This is a genomic window from Paenibacillus sp. FSL M8-0212 (genome assembly GCF_038004645.1).
In the GTDB taxonomy this organism is placed as follows: domain Bacteria; phylum Bacillota; class Bacilli; order Paenibacillales; family Paenibacillaceae; genus Paenibacillus.
The window spans coordinates 5,247,307-5,261,409 of the sequence record NZ_JBBORP010000001.1 but is presented as its reverse complement, the minus strand read 5'-3'; the positions used below and the strand labels follow the sequence as shown (position 1 = coordinate 5,261,409).

The 14,103-nt window shown below is 43.1% G+C and carries 13 protein-coding genes; 5 read left to right on the top strand and 8 right to left on the bottom strand.

Annotated features, from left to right (window positions below; all coding sequences use genetic code 11):
* Nucleotides 1-91 precede the first annotated feature (91 nt).
* Nucleotides 92-1,654 (bottom strand): FAD-dependent monooxygenase, encoded by a 1,563-nt coding sequence (locus tag MKX68_RS23275; protein ID WP_340914200.1) that lies wholly within the window; start codon nt 1,652-1,654, stop codon nt 92-94.
* Nucleotides 1,655-1,780: 126 nt separating this feature from the next.
* On the opposite strand from MKX68_RS23275, the gene MKX68_RS23270 reads away from it, so the two are divergent.
* Nucleotides 1,781-2,419, top strand: a complete 639-nt coding sequence (locus MKX68_RS23270) for a TetR/AcrR family transcriptional regulator (RefSeq protein ID WP_340914199.1) — start codon at nt 1,781-1,783, stop codon at nt 2,417-2,419.
* A gap of 183 nt (nt 2,420-2,602) precedes the next feature.
* On the opposite strand, the gene MKX68_RS23265 is transcribed toward MKX68_RS23270, so the two are convergent.
* The 3 genes from MKX68_RS23265 to MKX68_RS23255 form a co-directional block, all read right to left on the bottom strand.
* A complete protein-coding gene (locus tag MKX68_RS23265) occupies nt 2,603-3,955 on the bottom strand; it encodes a glucoamylase family protein (protein WP_340914198.1) in 1,353 nt (450 codons plus the stop codon).
* A gap of 283 nt (nt 3,956-4,238) precedes the next feature.
* The gene (locus MKX68_RS23260; protein WP_340914197.1) at nt 4,239-5,306 is read right to left on the bottom strand and encodes an ankyrin repeat domain-containing protein; all 1,068 of its coding nucleotides are present in this window, start codon (nt 5,304-5,306) and stop codon (nt 4,239-4,241) included.
* Between the two features lie 33 nt (nt 5,307-5,339).
* Nucleotides 5,340-6,125, bottom strand: a complete 786-nt coding sequence (locus MKX68_RS23255; RefSeq protein ID WP_340914196.1) for a hypothetical protein — start codon at nt 6,123-6,125, stop codon at nt 5,340-5,342.
* A gap of 375 nt (nt 6,126-6,500) precedes the next feature.
* Between MKX68_RS23255 and MKX68_RS23250 the strand changes: the two genes are divergently transcribed.
* Entirely contained in the window at nt 6,501-7,481 is a 981-nt protein-coding gene (locus MKX68_RS23250; RefSeq protein ID WP_340914195.1) for a serine hydrolase domain-containing protein, read from the top strand.
* A gap of 84 nt (nt 7,482-7,565) precedes the next feature.
* On the opposite strand, the gene MKX68_RS23245 is transcribed toward MKX68_RS23250, so the two are convergent.
* Both MKX68_RS23245 and MKX68_RS23240 read right to left on the bottom strand, forming a co-directional pair.
* Complete coding sequence (locus MKX68_RS23245) at nt 7,566-8,588, bottom strand: serine hydrolase domain-containing protein (RefSeq protein ID WP_340914194.1); 1,023 nt, start codon at nt 8,586-8,588, stop codon at nt 7,566-7,568.
* Nucleotides 8,589-8,731: 143 nt separating this feature from the next.
* Nucleotides 8,732-9,325, bottom strand: coding sequence for a TetR/AcrR family transcriptional regulator (locus tag MKX68_RS23240; protein WP_340914193.1), 594 nt, complete (start codon nt 9,323-9,325; stop codon nt 8,732-8,734).
* Between the two features lie 184 nt (nt 9,326-9,509).
* Between MKX68_RS23240 and MKX68_RS23235 the strand changes: the two genes are divergently transcribed.
* A complete protein-coding gene (locus tag MKX68_RS23235; protein ID WP_340914192.1) occupies nt 9,510-10,448 on the top strand; it encodes an alpha/beta fold hydrolase in 939 nt (312 codons plus the stop codon).
* 141 nt (nt 10,449-10,589) lie between these two features.
* Here MKX68_RS23235 and MKX68_RS23230 read toward each other — a convergent pair whose 3' ends face one another.
* On the bottom strand, nt 10,590-11,318 hold the full coding sequence (locus MKX68_RS23230) for a DUF1361 domain-containing protein (protein WP_340914191.1): 729 nt from the start codon (nt 11,316-11,318) through the stop codon (nt 10,590-10,592).
* 29 nt (nt 11,319-11,347) lie between these two features.
* A complete protein-coding gene (locus tag MKX68_RS23225) occupies nt 11,348-11,932 on the bottom strand; it encodes a hypothetical protein (RefSeq protein ID WP_340914190.1) in 585 nt (194 codons plus the stop codon).
* 311 nt (nt 11,933-12,243) lie between these two features.
* Here MKX68_RS23225 and MKX68_RS23220 point away from each other — a divergent pair, with 311 nt between their 5' ends.
* The gene (locus MKX68_RS23220; protein ID WP_340915482.1) at nt 12,244-12,885 is read left to right on the top strand and encodes a spore coat protein; all 642 of its coding nucleotides are present in this window, start codon (nt 12,244-12,246) and stop codon (nt 12,883-12,885) included.
* A 240-nt stretch (nt 12,886-13,125) separates the two neighbouring features.
* Entirely contained in the window at nt 13,126-14,082 is a 957-nt protein-coding gene (locus MKX68_RS23215; RefSeq protein WP_339783113.1) for a hypothetical protein, read from the top strand.
* Nucleotides 14,083-14,103 lie beyond the last annotated feature (21 nt).

The following is a 14,103-nucleotide window of genomic DNA, read 5'->3' as shown; positions in this document are numbered from 1 at the left end:
GGCAGGACCCTTTTTGTGCATGAATAGAATTTCTTACACTCTATTTTCAATAAGACGACGTGACTCGGGCAGAACCTTGGGTCGCTCGATCCTATGATAAGCCACACAAATTCAAGTAATTCAGGATCGATGCGGTATCATCAATGGAGGTGCGCAGGGCGATGTAACCGTCGGGACGAATCAATACAAGTTCTTTACTTGCGACATCGTAAACTCGATATGCATTCCCTGCAGTGTCTATTATGCCTTCCGCCCCCTCCACCTTAGATGGAAGGATATAATGCAAATGGAGTGCATCGTTGGTGAAGTTCTTCAGAGAAGGATCAATGTTGTTTGCAAAAGCCAAAAGCGTCCAGTGTGGGCCGCGCAAGAGGTCAAAGACACTTCCTGCAAACCCGGTGCCTTGTAGTCCAGTAGCATTAGGAGCACGATCTCCAGGAAGTAAACGGGTAGCATTTGTTCGAGCAGACGGATGGGTAAGCGAACTTGAACGATAGGAAATGAGAAGCCCGCTCGTCAGATCGTCGGATATGGTGCTCAAGGATTGGGATAACCCTCCGCCTTCAGTCGCCGTTCTTATAACGCCTCCCATCTTCTTAGTGCTGTCTTTGAGCACGGCCTGAGCCACTGGGCGGCGCTCCTCATCGTAGGTGTCGAGTAAGGCGGTGTCTGCTCCGTGTATGACAGCCGCCAGCTTCCAGCCGAGGTTGTATGCGTCCTGTATTCCCGTATTCATGCCTTGACCACCGGCCGGCGAATGAACATGAGCAGCATCACCGGCAAGAAAGACCCGGTTGTTTCGGTAACATTCAACCATACGAACGTTGACCCGGTAGATGGACAACCAAGAAGCATCCGTAAGCCGAACACGTCCGGACCCGGCGCGACGGTCAAACATGGCTTGATACACCTCTAGCGACGGTTGCTCTGGTTCATCAATGTCTGCCGGAATTGTAGCCTGCAGTTGCCAAATATCGGATTTTGGTAGCGGCGTCACCCCGATCATCCCCTCCGAAGAAGTCCAGATATGGATATGGTCACGATCTAACCCTTCCAATCGTACATCGCCAAGATACCATCGCTCATGATCATGTGTTTCCCCAACCAACGGTAAGTGTATAAATTTGCGGATATTGCTTTTGCCCCCGTCAGCGCCGACTACATAACGAGCACGAATTTGCTCTTCTCCTTGTGCTGTATTCAACGTTACCGATACACCATCCACATCCTGAACAAGCCCTACAGCTTCCATGCCCAACTCAACTTGACCGCCAAGCACTGCATATCGGTCGCGCAACGCTTTTTCCACATCAAATTGAGCAATCCAGACCGGATCACGATAGGGTGTCTCAAGTTCGGCGCTGGTTGCAACGGTAATAGTCGGCTTGTCCACACTTCTGCCATCTGCGGTATAATAACGAACAGGCAAGTCCACAACACCTGTATCAACAATGTAGTGAACGGCTTCCAAATCATCGATGACTTCAAGCGAGCGAGGCTGGATTCCTTTGGCGCGTGATGCAACGTTATACGCTGTGCTTCGTTCAATAATACGATGGTTGACGTTTCGACGGGCAAGGTCGCAGGCAAGTGTAAGCCCTGTGGGTCCGGCCCCGACAATGAGAACATCAACTACAGACGATATGGTATTCATGGATAAAAACCTCCTTGATCATTGATTTGATACGCTACATTTGTTACACTACACCGTACAGTGTAGTTTGTAAAGCAGGACTCTAATCCATTTCTGAAATATACATATAAGGGGGAAAACGTAAGAATGGATAATACGGAAAACAAGAAAATACGCAAAGGCTCTTCAGACAAACGAGCTAAAATTATTGCGGCGGCACGAGAGCTGTTTCTTTCAGACGGGTTTGATCGTTCCAGCGTCGATGCGGTCGCAACTAAAGCGGGAGTTTCCAAACGGACAGTTTATGATTATTATGGGGACAAACAGAACCTACTGCTTGCCGTTGTGGGAGAATCCAGTTCGGCGGTTCTCGTCATGATTGAGCAAGGGATTTCAGACCACCTCTTGAAATTCGAAGATCTTGAGCAGGCACTCATCTTATTTTGTGAACAAATCATAGCTTCTGCAAACGGTTCGTCCGATTACAAGGCTTTGATCCGTCTGGTTATGGTGGAAGCTGCCAACCTGCCAGACTCGTTTTTTGAAAGGCTGGATAACGCAACTGAAGAGGGGATTATCAGGAGGTTTACAGAATTTGGACAAAACGGACTGCTCGATGTGATTGATCCTAAAATGGCTGCAAAGCACTTCGCTGCATTAACGTTTTTATTGGTATTTAATCAACCGGGAAAAATCGGGACATTAGAGGAGGAGCAAACTAAACGTATCATCACTGAAGGCGTACGCGTCTTTCTTTGCGCTTATGCCCCACAACGTAAGTCTTAAAATCGCCATTGTAAATGCCTTTTCTTTTTCCGGATAAATTCCATAATCTAATCGATCTGCGACTTTATTATCAATGGTAAACGCAAAAACGGAACGAAGCATGCTGATATCCTGCTTCGTTCCGCCCATCTTTTTATCTTGGTCCCATTCGTTAGTGAACTTGCTCTAATCTAAAGCAACCCTTTATTGAATGGAAAAAACTTCTTTTTTCAATAATTCTTCTGGTGTCTGCCCTATCACATCACTGTGAAAATAATCGCGGATAACGCCATCTTGAAGATAGTTAGCGATCGATACCATAGTCATTCCTTGATCCAGTGCCAGATAAGCTTTTGTAAGTTCTCCCGTTTCAACATTGACTGAGTCATAGAACCCATATTTGCCAAACATTTTGAAGTTCTTTAAAGCTTTAATGTTCTTTCGAACAGCTTCAGGGGCATAATCCAGGGCCAGGAATGATGCATGTGCTGTTACCGTTGCTCCATCTTTGTAACCCGAGGTACCTAACGGCGTTGCTGCAAACTCACTGTAACCTGTCGGAGTTGCAGAAGGTGAAAAGCCCCATGCGGCATACCCTTTTTCTTTGGCATATTCGATCTGCAATTCGACATGACGCTGGTTGTTCAATCCCAAAGCTTGAGTACCCAGGTCTTTTTCCTTTATGACCATACCGGGCATAAGAGCTTCAAACATACTGCCTCCCCAGCTTGGCACAAAATTTTTGTCCTTGTATACATAACTTCCTTCAAACACATCCACTCCATCGTACTTAACGGATTTGCCTTGAGGAATCTGAGCTTGCCAATCCCATTCTTGAGGTAATGTGCGATACATCTTCCACCAATGATCTTGAGGAACGTCACCTTTCCCAATAGCAATATAGCTGCCTACACGTGGTTCCGTGTAAAACATTCCGTAATGGTGGTCCGTCAGCGCGCCTTTAGCCACATCATAACCTCCGCGGAATTGGCCTACTTCAGGATCATATAGCGGAGTATAATTCATATTTTCAACCAACTTGCTTGTTTCCCCATGAAGTTCTTCATAGGCTTGCCCAACAACAATTAAACCAGCGGATAACCAGCCATTATCGACTTGGGAAATAAATTGTCCCCAATCTTTCTTCACTGAACCGTCATCCGTGTTATACCAGTTATAAAATAGGCCGTTCCACTTTTCTAACTTTTCGAGGGAATGTATAGTCATTTGCAGGCGATGTACAGCTTCTTTCTTTGAAATAATGCCCAATTGTTGCGCTGAAACGGTACTCATCATATACATTGCGATGTTTGTGGGCGAGGTACGTTTAGCTTCTTCTATCCCGTTTTCAGTATGTCGCACTTCATCGTAAGTCAAGCCCGTGTTCTGATCCGTATAGTCCTCAAAAAACGTATAGGTTTTATATGCAATCGCTTTCAATTCTGCTCGAAATCCAATTAAATTGCTTGAGTTACCTGCTGAAGCCATAGGAGTTAAAGCTAGATTAGCTAACAGACAAAAAGTTAAGATGAAGCTGAACTTTCTTGCTTTTTTCATAATTTTCTCCCTTCAAATGGATTCGAAACGTTTCGGGTATATGTTATCATAAATTTCCCATTTACGTAAACAAGAAAATAAAACGCTTACAAAAATTGAATTTAGTGTGGATCATTTATACATATAAATTCGAAACGTTTCATTATTGAGACTACATTAAGGCAATGTTTCAGATTTTAAATTGATAATTATTAGCATATTCACAATGGTAAAAAACCTCTTCCATATGTTAATAGGAAAGAGGTTAATAGAAATTTCGTGAACAGTCCATTAAGTTCAGGATTTAGTTCAAGAAACTCTCTATAGCTGAAACAGGATCTGTCATGAATTCTTCAAATGTAGTTATGGTTCCATGTTCTTGATGTTCAATATCAGCATATCCAATCATTTTTTTGCTCGGATTCCAGACAATCAGGATATGTGAGTATTGATCGACGTCCGAGGATATACGCAGCAGCTTCTGTATACCCATTTTCATCTCCACGGTGTCAATCAGATGAAAGAATTCTATATACCTGATGCCTGATTCATTATCTGGCAAGTCCATTCTTCGGGTACCGCCAGTTGAAAAATCAATGAGTTGCTGTGGTAATTTATATGACTTTAATGCATGTAGTTTGTTGCTTAAATCATGAAACTCTTGAGGTTCAAGCCCCTTTAGGTATTCGGCCATTTCTTCATTTTTCTGACTCACTGCAATCGTATACGCCCGCTCTCCATCCTTCTCCTGAATAGTCACATCTGCTCCTTGGTCTACCAGATATCGAACCATCTTCATGTTATGAAGTCGTGCAGCTACCGTGAGAGGCGTGGCCTTGTAAGGATATACCATATCCGGTTCATTGTAATTGACGTCTACTCCTTGATCCAGCAAATACTGGATTGTCTTCATATCGTGATCAGCTACCGCTTTGCGTAACGTTTTGCCCCCATATTTTCGAATATCCAACCCGAGTTCATTCAGCACTGTTATATTCTTTTTGTTACCATAGTAGGCTTCATCATATGCACTAGATTTGACCCGATTAAGTCCATTTAACTTGGCACCGTGTTGGTACAGGTATCGCACCATTTCTTCTCCACAATATCTAACGGCCTTCAGGATTGCCGGATTATTTTTGACATTCAGATTAACTCCATGCTCCACCAATAACTTAACCACTTGCGGTTGATTGCAGATTAAGGCAAGCTCAAGTGGCGTTAAGGCTATGTATTTACTGAGTGTAATCTCTTTTTCGAGATTCATCCCCTGTTTAATGAATTGTTCTACTGCACCGGTATCTCCCTCATATATTGCCTTGGCACGATCAGGAAGCGTTTCAAACGATCCTTGATTTCCGATTTTGAACAAAAGGTGTAACCTCCTTGCGTTTACGTTTATTTACTACACGATTACCAGTCTTTTTTTCATACTCTTAGCTAATATTGTGCCCGCTACAATTTGAATAAATAAAGATAAAACCGATAGTTTCCAGTCTATCAATACCAAAAGTGGCGAGAAAATCATACTCAGTTTAAGCGATGAGTCTAATTTACCTCTAATGTATAACTCACCCTCGACCCAAACCGAAATAACTATAGCCAAAAACATAACTCCCAGTGAAGCTGTAACAAAAGAAACACCTAAATAAATTCTATTCCATGCGTTGCTTTCTACCAACGCAAGTACAACGAACCATATCGTAACAAAGAACATAATAAAAATAATTAAAATGGGTTTCAACGGCTTATACAAACGAAGAATGGAGGCAGAAGCATCTCCCGAAACATCCTGCGAATCTATTTTATTTTTTTGTTTTTCAAGTTTCTTCATTTCAGCTTTTATGAAACTCATTATAGTTGCAAGGATCGACACATCCCGCTGGGAATAAAACCCTCTAATTAATTCTCGAATATCTTCGGAAAAGTAAGAACTACATTCTCCAAATTTGTCGTATAAATTTTGAATTGCGCCTGCATGATTATGTTGCGACAACACACTGGCTATTGCGGCCTCAACTCTAGTGTATGACTCCATCTTCTTCTGAATTTGAGCTAGTTTATTTTTGTTATCTGTTTCGATCATTACTTTGAATTCTTTGTATAGCCATATGATGACTGTACACACAATGGTTGAAATCAGCGATAGCTCAGGATTCATTTTGAAATAATTTAATAGTTCTTGAAGCACGCAACACCACACCTTTATATTAAAAATATACTTATTCAACTTTTGTACCAACCTATTTGAGGAACAATAACCTCCTCTGGTCTCAGGTTACCGTAATATAATTGTTCTAATATATTTCCCACATCACAGCCCCCCTTTCTCTTATACATGTCTGATACTCTTCTCCTGACAATTATATAAGATTGACAGACAATGCTGGGGATTTATGCGATATTCGCATGGGTTTCTTATCGCTTACATCGAAAATCGTATTTTACATGCTTGCTGTAACATAATAATGTAGCGCTTGTTGAGCCCTACCTCGGGAGTATGCTACGATATGGACACCTATTTCCACAACATCGCATAACAAATCAACCGCACAGAAAGGACACTATGAATCCTTCATCACTGTCATCCAAATTACAACAGATCATTCCACCGCTGAATCTGCGAAGCTGCCTCGTTAGCGTACGCGGTGAGATCCTGTATGAACACTACCGCAACCAAGAGGCTGCGACCGATATTGCAAAAATCAATTCATGTACCAAGAGTGTGCTATCCGCACTCATCTGTATAGCGATGGATAAGGGCTTGTTGCCAGAGGCATCAACCCCAATCTCCATCTTTTTTCCACAGTTGACATCCGATCCTGATCCGCGCAAACCAGCGATCACACTGGAACAACTGCTCACCATGACAGCCGGATTCAACTGGGATGAGTTCGGCGGGCAGAATTCATTCCCTCGCATGACCCGCACCGATCATTGGGTGGATTTTGCATTGGAACAACGCCTAAGCCATGTACCGGGTACATATATGGAGTACAACTCAGGAGTATCACAGATCCTATCCGCCATCCTGATGCAAAATGCAGGTATGAACGTAGCCGAGTTCGCAGAACGTTATCTTTTTGTCCCGCTGGGAATTAAGGATTATGAATGGGAAAGCGACCCTCAAGGTGTACATACCGGCGGATTTGGTCTTAGAATGTTACCCGTAGATCTGTTGAAATTCGGTCAACTCTTTCTACAACAAGGGATGTGGAAAGGGCAGTCTCTCATTTCAAGTGATCTCGTCACCCGCTCTACACAGGCTTTCATTACAGTCAGTCCACCAAATCACGGAAGTTATGCCTGGCATTGGTGGGTAGATGTCTATCCGAATGAAAGATCTGCCGCCGAAGATATTGCTACTGAAGACAACCAACTCAATCTCCATTATTATTACGCGCGAGGATTTGGTGGTCAGTATGTATACATTGTCCCAGAGCTGGAACTTGTTACTGTGTTAACCAATGACAAACGAAAGAAAGAGAAACCTCCGCTGGATGTTTTCCCTCGATTACTCGCCCCTGAGCTATGGAAAATGTTATAAACGCAGGCAGTCCTTCTATCCTGTCCGACCAATGAACCCCCAACCTATGTAGGCATTAACAAGCCCATAGGCTGGGGTTATTCGTCATGCCAAAGCTTCTTCGATCGCAATCGTTATTGGATACGGACCAGACTCTTGATTAGAGATCACAACCAGTTGCAGATCATAGTCCGGATAAACGGAAGACATGAACGACACTCCTGGATCAAACCCCATGACATGAAATTTGAAAATGTCTTCCTCTTTGCGGTCAATCCAGATACCCTGCCCATAATACTCTTCATCCTCTTGATGAGCATGTGGAGTTAATAACTGCTGTGTCGTCTCTGCATTCAACAATTGGTGACCCAGCAAAGCATCCCAAAACCGAATCATATCCGGTGCCGTAACATAGGCTCCACCATCTGATCCACCTTTGACAGGAATGGAGAACATATTGGTGTTCCAAGAGCCGTCTTCATGATCGATATAGCCTAAAGCTGTGTTGCGCGGAAGCTGATCTGTTAAGAAATAACCCGAGTCCTTCATGCCACACCGTTTGAAAATGTGCTCTTCCACATAATCTGTAAACGACCTTCCTGAATGCTGTTCCACGATAAGCCCAAGCACAATGAAACCCGCATTGTTGTAGTGAAAACGTTCACCCGGAGCAGACTTCATCGGCAGATGCTGAAACATGGGCAGAAAGTCACTTAATCGCCGCATCTCGTAGACGGGTCTGTCTTTCCATAATTCTGAAAAGTCTTCCATCACTTCTTCATCGAAATAATCCGGAATGCCTGACGTGTGGGTTAACAACTGATGGATGCTGACTTCTTCGTCCCATAGTGGAAAATCCACATCCAACACATCGTTCAGCTTGGAATCAGCAGATAACTTGCCCGCTTCTATGAGTTGGCATATACTCACTGCCGTGAAGATTTTACATCCTGATGCAATTCCGAAGCGTGTATCCACCTGATTGGCAAGCTCTTCACTGCGATTCGCATAACCACGTTTCATATTCAAAAGGGTTTTCCCGGCTTGCTGAAGTAATACAACACCCGAAAAATTCACACGTTCCATGACTTCTTCTACTTTTGTTGTCAGCTCTAATACATTCAACATTTTGTTGTTCACCTACTTGTCTATGTATTCATTACATTCTCATTCTTAATTCTTCGTCATCTCCTGCATACCTGCCAAATTTGCATAAAAAGAAGGATTACTCCTTTATAAAAGGAAATAACCCTTCTTCATACAACGTAAGATTAAGTGGGACAAAGTGTGCTCAAATGCTGTTCAATCACTTGTTCCACTCGTTTTGCTGTAAGTCTATCTGGCTGCATTAACATATGAATGGCGAGTCCATCCACAAGAGCATATAACTTCTCGATCTCCATCTCGGCATCCAGATCAGGATGTGTCATACCTTGCTTCTGCAATTCCTGTATTACCCACTGAACAGACCGATACATCCCTTGATGCATCTGATCACTTAACTTTTTTAATTCCGGATACACCAATAATTTGGCTGTAAACGTAAACCAAACCTCCATTTCCATGATTCTGTCTTCGTCCAACGGGAGAAATTGCAAGAGCAGATTCTTCATATCCTGCAATACAGATCCACTCATCTGTAACGCCTCCACCCTTTTTTGTACCCGTTCTGCAAAAAGATTCATGCAAAAGGTGAACAATTCCGCCTGTGTGGCAAAATAATGCCGCATGGACCCTACAGATAGTCCCGCTTCCTTCGCTATATTCCGAACTGTAGCATGCTCCAATCCGTGCACTTGAATGACCCGAATTGCTGCATCAGCAACGATTTTCCTTTGAGCTTCATGATCTACGATTTTTGGCATGACAACATTATACACCAAACTTCTCTTTTAGTAATACACTGTGCTATAATACTTTTTAATACATTGTACTAAATAAAAAAACAGCTGTAGGAGAGGAATCCATAAGATCATGCATACAACTATCCCCGCTCCAAAAAGTAAGAAATTCAGAGTTTTCACCTTCACAGTAAGGCTCTTCTGCACAATGCTACTACTGATAGGTGCCGCTTTCCTCTATGAGTGGTTTGCTTCATCACAGGCCAAAAAGGACTTTCCACCTCCGGGTACGTTAGTTCAAGTCAACGGTTACCAACTACACATCCATAAACAAGGCAATGGTTCACCGACCATACTCATGGAGGCTGGAAGTGGTGAGACCAGTTTGTCGTGGAGAGACATTCCTGCGGAACTAGCCCAACATGCAACGGTGGTCACGTATGATCGTGCAGGATATGCCTGGAGTGAATCTGCACCCACAGAACGTACAGGTGCAAATATCGTCAAAGATTTACATGCAGCTCTGGAGAAGGAGAATATCCGCGGCCCTTACATTATGGTAGGTCATTCCCTTGGGGGTATGTATGCTAGACTCTTTGCACAGACTTATGCAAATGAGGTTCATAGCCTTGTCCTTCTTGATGCGAGACCTGAGGATGATGAACGGAACACAAAGGCTTTGTTGGAACAGGCTCAGTTTCAGGGAAACCCGCCTGCCTCCTTATTATCTTTACTGAAGGTATCTGGCACTTTCAGATTATTTCCAGACTTTATGCTTGATGGTCTGATTGCCAAGCAAGATCGGGATACTTTTGTTAATGTGATTGCTACCCCCTCCTATTTTCACGCCAAAGAAGAAGAAGCCCTCCACGCTCATTCAACAGAAGATGCCATTCGTGGCCAACGTCTTGGATCAATCCCTGTACGTATCATTGCACGCGGACGTCCTCAAGACTATGCTAGTGCAGGGATTCCGGTTGAAATTGGGCAGAAGCTCGAATCCATATGGCAATCGGGACAGCGTAACATGTTGAATATATCGAAGGATAGTCAGCTCATTGTGGCCACCCGCAGTGGTCATATGATTATTCACGATGAACCTGAACTGGTTGTAAAAACAATCCTTGAGTTAATCTCTGATAAGTAGAGATATCTTTCTTCAGAACATCCTGCGCTCGATCCAATGTTAAAGGGCTGTTCCAATAGCCATGGGTATGACTTGGAACAGCCCTTTAAGCAATATACATTAAGATTAGATCGAATGAGTTCGGCCTTAAGAAAACATACGTTAGCGTAACGCTTGCAGGTCCGCCTCAGGACTTCCTGCACTCTTCTTCATTTCACGGGGAGACCTCGTATTGATCAGATAATACAAGGTGGCATAGATTGTGAGGATAAACGTGCCAAAAAACAGGCAAAACGCCAGAGACGGGCGGCTTACACTTTCGTGCATCAGCTCAATCAACGTCTCACGATTCGTCAGTGCATCCCAGCTATTCAGTCGATATACACGCCCAAGCAATACTCCATAACTTCCCAAAGCACAGCCAGCCAGTACAAAGATCCAGGATGCCCAGCGTCCAATTCGGTGATAGATCACTTCCTGAAGCTGATACATCGACAGGAATCCAAGCAGGAGTCCAGTCCAGACAAACATCAATACAACACTCAAGTCGTACCAATACGTGTAGTCGACCCCATTACCACCATAATACCGGGAACTTCTCGCTGTCAGATGAACCAGATCTGTAACAATATAAGAAGAGTTCGGGAAAAATAACAACCACAACAGACCACTTGCAACTGCTAGCCATGCGGCCCCTTTCCATTTCACATCACTTAGAAGATAGGATGCATAAGAGAACACAAAAGGAATCCAGCCCAAGAACAGATTCCAGATCAGGAAGCGGAAATAACGCTGATCCAGCCAATCTGCGGCTACATAGTACAAACCAAGCGTTACTATTGTGACCACACTAAGGAAAATAAATATGCGAATATAATTCAGTTTTCTCAATGATTCTGACCTCACTTGATAAAATTCAATTAATTTTGAAAATATCGGATGATTTCTTCCTTATTCTTTTCCACGCGCAAATTCAATCCACGTTTATCCTTTAATCCATACTGCTGTAATTCATGACCTGGATCAAGCACCAACGGTTTTGTCGCCACATCAACCAGCAAGTCCATCGTCAATTGATAGGTTTCCCGTATCTTGTCCATCGGCAGAGAGGATTCATACCGTTTAATCAGCTCAATCAGACGTTCAGCATACATGAGACGAACCATACTGTCCGCACTCTTCAATTGTCTCGATGCAAATGCTGTAATAGTCGTAATAATACTGGGTTCTGTCCGATGTTTGGCAATCAACGCAAGTTCATCCACCGCATCCCAATTCATAATAGACAGCTCGGAACTTAATTGTTGAATTCGCTCTCCTATCCATTGTTCTTCTAACTCTTGGGGTACATCCCAGCGCTTATAGTCGGCATATACACCTTCTCGATGCATCTGTATAGCGCTCCCGTAATGTTTGACGAACAAATCTTTTGCTACACTCCAATCGGTCTCCTCCATCTTAACCACCACCATACCTGTTCCTATTTGTGCGTATACTGCTAACATTACATAAATTTACTACTCTCCAAGCATACTATAGAAGTTGAACTATACATTTGCACGAGAACGCAGAGGACAGAAACAAACTACAGAAGCGAAGCGTTCGCTAAAAGCTTTCTACAAGAAAGCTACTTCGGAAGCATAACCTTATCACCGAATTTTCACCTTTGTAAAATGGAATTAAAAATCTGGGGATAACAGCGATCGGAAGGTTGTTCTGTCATCGGAGTGGCAAGTGTAAATATTTTTTCGTTCAACTTATATAGAATCATACCATTTACCAAAGGAGAATCAAATTTACAATGAATCCAAATTTCATGAACCCTCAGAATGCAGTACAACCCACATTGAACACCAATCCAAATATCAGTCCTAAGATGAATCATGGTGGTCATGAGATGTTCGATGTGCATGAGATTCTGTCCTCCACCATTAACGTGCTGGATCAATATATGATCTTTCGTACATTTGTGCAGAGCCAGGAACTGATTGGCATTCTGGATCGGCAGTATAACTTCATTTTATCCCAATACAATCTGACAGCAGAGTGTTTTGCATCCGGACAAAAGCCTCATCAAGAGACAGCAACCTACATGATCCCCAACATCGTACCACCGGTATATGGCCTTAAGCCATCAGCACCGAAAAAGCCAAACCAGAGCTTGGCTGATGTAAAGGATGCCGGGATTAGCGGTCATATGCTGGGACTGATCAAGTCACATGCGAGTCTGCTCGGTATGTCCTGCAGCGAGATCACCAATGGAACGGTTCGCCGAGTCATCGCTTCGCAGATCCAGCATTTTATCGAGATGGCCTATGAAATTTTCATGTTCCAGAATAAAAACGCCTATTATCAAGTACCTCAGCTCACTCCAAGTGATACACAACAGATGCTTCAGGCATACATTCCAGCAACCGGAGCACCTCAGATGCCTATCAGCAATAAACCACTTCATTAATTAGAAAATAAGTCCGAATGCCTAGAACAGTCTCTTTAACCCTTTCGGGTTTTAGGGGCTGTTCTTTAATTATTTGTAATCATATTCCTGCTGAAGACTCTTGATTCGGTTACCAGAAACTGGTTTAATCAAAGACAAACCCGTACATATTCAACTTACGGATCATACATATACAATACGGTAAAATGCCGCTATACGAGAATTCAAATGGCTTTTTCTTCATTATGGGGAGGTATACAAATGAGATGGAAGCAACCTGCTAAACTTGGTTTACTGGCTATGGCTCTCGGCTGTACTGCCATTGGCGCAACAATCACACCTTCAACAACACTGGCTGCACCTGTTCCCGCTTCCAAAGCGGTGTATCATCAATTCCAAACCTATCGAACAGAAGCAGTGAAGTCCACAGAAAGTCTGATTAAAGCACGTAAATACCTGATGAATCATATCGACAAAGTCGGTCCTTGGCAGGCAACATTAATGACGCTGCAATTAGAAAATATGCAGAACGTGAAGCTGGCTGATATGGATCACCAAATGTATACGGAACCGTTTCAACAGGCCATATCTCAAGCCCATGAACAACTTGGTTACGAACAGAAGCTTACATATAGTCGTCTGCTCAAAGAAATTAAAGATCCGGCAGTGAAGAAACTTCTGCAGGAAGCTTCTGATCTCGGGTTCAAACTGGAAACCAGTGAAGGCTTGTATTATCCCATCATCAATTATGAGATATATCAAAAGTTCAAACCTTTTGTTAAGGCTGATATTGCTGCGTACATTGATATTATGGCTACCGAGTCCAATCAGATGACAACTTCAGATGGTGGCATTATCATCTCCTGGAATGATTTAATTCAGCGTATATTGGAGAAAGAAGCCTTTTTGAACAACTTCCCGAATTCCAATCGTACATCAGCAGTGAAGCAGTGGATATCTGTGGATTACCTGTTTTACGGAAGTGACAACACGCCTGCATATGATTGGTACACGGACGACGAAGAAATCCGCACCATAGACCCTGAGGTAAAAAAGGCTTACGAGAAAGCTTTGGCTAAGCGGGGGCCCAATACGGAGAGTGTTATTCTGGACACTATGGAAAAGATTTTGCTGGTCCTCAATCAGAACAATGATGAGCTTACACCTGAAATCAGAGCAATCATCGAAACTGTTCAACAACAATTTGCCCCGGAGTAATTGGATGCTGAATAACAAAAT